Source organism: Mangrovibacterium sp. (assembly GCF_041596335.1).
Taxonomy (GTDB): Bacteria; Bacteroidota; Bacteroidia; order Bacteroidales; family Prolixibacteraceae; genus Mangrovibacterium.
This window is the reverse complement of record NZ_JBFHIT010000103.1, coordinates 1-5,600: the sequence shown is the minus strand read 5'-3', so window position 1 is coordinate 5,600 and position 5,600 is coordinate 1. Positions and strand designations below refer to the sequence as shown.

At 41.4% G+C, this 5,600-nt stretch carries 5 protein-coding genes and 1 tRNA gene; 2 read left to right on the top strand and 4 right to left on the bottom strand.

The genetic code is table 11. The features are described from left to right. Both purB and ABZD21_RS19645 read left to right on the top strand, forming a co-directional pair. A partial coding sequence (gene purB / locus ABZD21_RS19650) for an adenylosuccinate lyase (RefSeq protein ID WP_372776837.1) occupies positions 1–1,409 on the top strand: 1,409 nt, incomplete at its 5' end. 39 nt (positions 1,410–1,448) lie between these two features. Further along, a complete protein-coding gene (locus tag ABZD21_RS19645) occupies positions 1,449–3,269 on the top strand; it encodes an ABC transporter ATP-binding protein (protein ID WP_372776836.1) in 1,821 nt (606 codons plus the stop codon). 93 nt (positions 3,270–3,362) lie between these two features. Here ABZD21_RS19645 and ABZD21_RS19640 read toward each other — a convergent pair whose 3' ends face one another. The 4 genes from ABZD21_RS19640 to ABZD21_RS19625 form a co-directional block, all read right to left on the bottom strand. Further along, positions 3,363–3,551 carry a hypothetical protein gene (locus ABZD21_RS19640; protein WP_372776835.1) on the bottom strand — a complete coding sequence of 63 codons (189 nt, stop codon included), beginning with the start codon at positions 3,549–3,551 and terminating at the stop codon, positions 3,363–3,365. A 469-nt stretch (positions 3,552–4,020) separates the two neighbouring features. Continuing rightward, positions 4,021–4,227 (bottom strand): hypothetical protein, encoded by a 207-nt coding sequence (locus ABZD21_RS19635; protein WP_372776834.1) that lies wholly within the window; start codon positions 4,225–4,227, stop codon positions 4,021–4,023. A gap of 249 nt (positions 4,228–4,476) precedes the next feature. Continuing rightward, the gene (locus ABZD21_RS19630; RefSeq protein WP_372776833.1) at positions 4,477–5,199 is read right to left on the bottom strand and encodes a (Fe-S)-binding protein; all 723 of its coding nucleotides are present in this window, start codon (positions 5,197–5,199) and stop codon (positions 4,477–4,479) included. A gap of 272 nt (positions 5,200–5,471) precedes the next feature. Beyond that, a tRNA-Trp gene (locus ABZD21_RS19625) sits at positions 5,472–5,544 on the bottom strand. Between the last annotated feature and the right edge of the window lie 56 nt (positions 5,545–5,600).

The following is a 5,600-nucleotide window of genomic DNA, read 5'->3' as shown; positions in this document are numbered from 1 at the left end:
GGATTTCGCCGGCTGATAAACGTAAATATTTGCTAACTTTAGCCCCTCGAAAAATTAAAATCATGGAATTGAACTTATTAACTGCAATTACCCCGATAGATGGCCGTTACCGGTCGAAAGTGAGTAACCTGGAAAACTATTTCTCGGAATATGCCCTTATAAAATACCGCGTGTATGTTGAGGTTGAATATTTTATTGCATTGTGCGAATTACCTCTGCCACAACTGGCTGATTTCAATAAAGATTTATTCCCCAGCCTTCGTCAGATTGTTGAGGGATTCTCGATTGACGACGCGCAACGCATTAAGGACATTGAGAAAGTTACCAATCATGATGTAAAAGCAGTTGAATACTTCTTGAAAGAGGAGTTCGACAAGTTAGGTGTCAACGCTTACAAAGAGTTCATTCATTTTGGACTGACCTCTCAGGATATTAATAATACTGCTGTCCCGAAATCGGTTCACGATGCACTGGATTTTGAGTATTTTCCGGCAATAAACGATTTAGTAGATAAGCTGGAAGAGTTGGCCGAAGAATGGAAAAATATTCCAATGCTTGCTAAAACTCATGGACAGCCTGCTTCTCCTACAAATTTGGGGAAAGAAATTCGGGTGTTTTCCGAGCGCATTAAAAAGCAGTTGGAACAACTACGAAATATTAATTGCGATGCCAAGTTTGGAGGTGCTACCGGGAATTTCAATGCGCACAATATTGCCTATCCTGAAATTAGCTGGAAAGCGTTCGGAAACCATTTCCTGAAAAATTACCTGGGACTGGAACGTGCTCAATATACCACGCAGATTGCAAACTACGACAATCACGCCGCGATTTTCGATGCCTTGAAGCGTGTAAATACAATCATCCTTGATCTGAACCGCGACATGTGGACCTATATTTCGATGGAGTATTTCAAGCAAAAAATTAAAGCGGGAGAAGTTGGATCGTCCGCTATGCCGCACAAGGTTAATCCAATCGACTTTGAAAACTCGGAAGGCAACCTGGGAATGGCGAATGCAATTTTTGAACACCTTTCTGCAAAGTTACCGGTTTCGCGTTTGCAGCGCGATTTAACAGACTCAACTGTTCTTCGCACTATCGGTATGCCTCTGGCTCACACGTTAATCGCGGTTAATTCAACAATGAAAGGTCTGGATAAACTGTTATTGAATAAAGCTGCTATTGAAGCCGATTTGGAAGATAACTGGCCGGTAGTTGCCGAAGCTATTCAAACCATCTTACGACGTGAAGGTTATCCGAATCCATACGAAGCTTTGCGCGATTTGACTCGTGTTAACCGTAAAATTGATCAGACTGTTGTGCACGAATTTATTGATACTCTAACTATCAGCGACGCACTGAAAGCCGAATTAAAGACGATTACACCACAGAATTATACCGGTATTTTTTAACGGCGAACTGTCATAATCGCTTCAATTTAAAAATCTGTCATGAAAGATTTTATCAGTATCCTGCGGAGGTTTATACCTCCTTACAAGAGCAGGATGGTTTTAAACTTCTTGTTCAACTTGTTGTCGGCTGTATTTACTGTTTTCTCGATGGCTATGATGATTCCAATTCTGGAAATTATTTTTGGTCTTTCTGAAGAGGTTAATTCGCTGGTAGACTGGGCTGTTAGCCTGGATTCGATCAAGAATAATTTGTATTACTACGTGACTTTCGTCAAGAACGAGTATGGTTCCGGATACACACTCTTGTTTGTTGGCTTTTTTGTCATCACAGCGACTATGCTGAAAGTCGGTTTTGCTTATTTGGCAGCCTGGGAAGCCGTTCAAATCCGGAATGGAGTCGTACGCGACATCCGGCAGCAAATCTACAGCCGGGTTCTTCGCCTGTCTATGCAGTTCTTTTCCGACGAACGTAAAGGTGATATTATTGCACGGGCAACTGGCGACGTAGCCGAAGTTGAAACGTCAATCATGTCGTCGTTGGATATGTTCCTCAAAAATCCGGTGCTCATCATTGTGTTGCTGGCATCTATGCTGGTGATGAGTCCAACAATGACTCTCTTCATCTTTATCGTTTTACCCGGTGCTGGTTTTGTAATTGGCCGCGTTGGTAAATCGTTGAAGCGGTTTTCTCGTGAAGGCCAGGATAAAATGGGAACCATTCTTACTGTAATTGAAGAAACCCTGGGCGGATTGCGCATCATCAAGGCATTTAATGCCGAGAAGAAAATGGATATGCATTTTCAAAAAGAACTGGATGATTATCGCCTGACGATGAATCGTCTGATGGGGCGTCGCGAATTGGCACACCCGATGAGTGAATTCCTGGGGACGATTGTGATGATTATCGTTGTTTGGTTCGGCGGAACACTTATTATTGGCAATAATAGTGAATTGTCCGGTCCTGAATTTATCGCCTATCTGAGTATTTTTTACCAGATTATTAATCCCGCAAAAGCCTTTACAACTGCATTGTATAGTATTCAAAAAGGACTAGCCGCTATGGATCGGATTGACTTGATTCTGAAAGCTCCGATTACCATTCAGGAAAAGGAGAACGCTCAATCGATCAAAAAATTCAGTTCAGGTATTGAATACAAGAATGTGACCTTTGCCTACGATGGAAAAGTTGTGTTGAAGAATGTTTCGCTGGTCATCCCTAAAGGAAAAACGGTTGCCCTTGTTGGGCAGTCGGGTAGCGGAAAAACAACTTTTGTGGACTTGTTACCGCGCTTTTACGATGTTGTTGAAGGCTCAATTTGTGTCGACGGCGTCGATATTCGTGATGTGAAAATTCAAGATCTGCGTGAATTGATGGGGAATGTTAATCAGGAAGCCATTTTGTTTAATGATACGATCTTTAATAACATTGCCTTTGGGGTTGAAAATGCTTCAATGGAAGATGTTATTGCAGCCGCAAAAGTGGCTAATGCGCACAGTTTTATCATCGAAACGGAAAATGGTTACGACACGATGATTGGCGACCGTGGAAGTAAGCTTTCAGGCGGACAGCGTCAGCGGTTGAGCATTGCTCGCGCGATCCTGAAGAATCCTTCAATTCTCATTCTCGATGAAGCAACTTCGGCGTTGGATACGGAATCGGAGCGACTGGTGCAGGAGGCTTTGGAGAACCTAATGAAAAACAGAACTTCGCTTGTTATCGCTCACCGCCTTTCGACAATAAAAAATGCCGATATAATTTGTGTTATGCACGAAGGTGAGATTGTTGAAACTGGAACTCACGAAGAGCTTATTGCCAGAGAAGGACAATACTTTCGACTGCACCGGATGCAGGTTTTTTAGAAAGCGACGTATTTATTGTGAAATAAGAAAGAGGCTGTCCCAATTTTACTTTTGGGACAGCCTCTTCGTTTAAATGAGAGATCGTAGTTCAATTTAACTCTTTGGCGCTGGCTTGTCTGTTACTTGCCAGTCGACAATGTATCCAAATCGATCCCCTTCGCAGCGAAGGCCACTCGAGGTTGGAAGCGGATAGTGGGGTTTAGTGCTTTTGTTCCTGAGGTGTTGATCTTGTTGTGGAGACTTGATGTTGGTCTTGGCTTGAGTTTGGAATTGTACTTTCATGTTTGCGATGTTTCTTAAGATTAAAACGTTTCGGTTTAGGGACTGATTTTTTTCGATTACCTGTTATTGTTCCTGATGACTCCTGTTAGGGAGTCAGTTAAAACATGAAATAAGAGAATTAGGAGCACACTAAATTGAAAGTCCAATCAAGTTACGAAATATCATCGAATAAAAAATGTTAAATAGGACAAAAATTGTTAATAAAAAGGTAATAAGTAAATATTTAATCAATTTGTATTTTTGACAATAGTTCAATTTGTATGTTTGACAACCTTTATCGACATTCAAATCCGAGTCGGTTCGAACCTCTATTCGATCCTGATTATGTTTCAGGGTAGCGGTAAATGCGATTAGCGGACTTCGATGCTATTCTGGAGAAGAATAAGCGCTGACAGGACAATTTTGATTGGAATCTTTGACCCTTATCAGCGCGTAAAATGCGATGAAGAATGCGGGGGAATAATAAGATTTAACTAACTTCCGTTTCCCAGGCATCCACTTTTTTCCTGTTCGCAATTTGCCAGTCAACAATATATTGAAACTTGTCCCCGGTACAATGGATGCCATTGCTGTCGCGACAGGGTTTGTGGGTGATGTCTGTCTTCATGTGCAAGTAGTGTACATGATACTTTTTCAGAGCCTCTGAAATTTTTGTCCTTTTTTCATTTGCATTCATTTTGGTTGATATAAGCGATTAAATCATGGGTGTAACATAGTCCACAATGGGAAAAGAGCTCAGAAGATTACTATCTGCTTGAAAATAAACTTTGATGTCAAGAATTCGATTGAATGCAGATAATCGGCCAACGAAGGCGCACATCATATAACAGCATACGAAAAAATGGGCCATTAGTTTAAGCAAATGCCCAATTTATTCGGATACAATATATCGGTATCTTGGTGATACGAATATTTTAAGATTCTGTTACCATCCGCTCGCCAATATGTCGGCAATATGGATGGGCTTGATCGGGAGGTTGTTTTTGAGAATATAGGCTTCGATATTCATTAGGCAGGATGATTCGGTTGAAATGATATATTCGGCACCGGTAGCTAACGCCTTTTCAACTTTTTGTTCAGTCATTGCCGTTGATATGGAGTGAAATTTAGCGGAAAAGGTGCCTCCGAACCCACAGCAGGTTTCGGTGTCTTCCATCTCGACTAACTCAAGTCCTTTAACTTTCGAGAGAAGCAGGCGTGGTTCCGATTTAATCCCATATTCGCGCAAGGCAGTACACGCGTCGTGGTAACATACTTTATGCGGGAATCTTGCTCCAAAATCGATAAACTTCACTTGATTGACCAGATAGTCGCTAAACTCGAAAAGACGGGATTTAAGCAGGTTTTGGGAAACAAAGTTCTTGTCGTCCTCCTTAAATAAGTGTCCGTAGTAATTTTTTATGAAGCCGGTACATGACGCAGATGGGCTGATGATCGTATGCGGGCCTTCAAAATCCCGAATAAATTTTTCAGCAAGTGTTTTGGTTTCATCCCAATAACCACTGTTGTACGATGGTTGCCCACAGCAAGTCTGCTCTGGATTGTAGTTTGCAGTGACACCAGCTTTTTCTAAAACCTTTATAACGTTAAACGCTGTTTGCGGATAAAATTGATCAATGAAACAGGGGATGAATAAATCGACAGTCATGGTTACCAAAATTTGCGTAAAGATAAGATGAAAAGGGGGCAAAACGAAAGACAATAGTCGATCAGTTAAGAATAATTATTAACTATTTCTCATTTGTTTAGTTGCTGTCTTGCTGATAGCATCGTTTGTTGATCGATTACTCCGATGATTTTGGGATCCTTCGGAATAGTTGGGAGAATCGATATCCACTCAATACGGGGTGTATCGTTTTTAAGATCCACAAAATCGGGTTGATTTGAAACGAAAAAAGCTGCCCTTTTGGACAGCTTTTGCACGGGAGGAGCGACTCGAACGCCCGACACCTGGTTTTGGAGACCAGTGCTCTACCAACTGAGCTACACCCGTTTCTTAATTGCGAGTGCAAATATAATAATAAGTTCTAAACAACCTAAAAATATTTT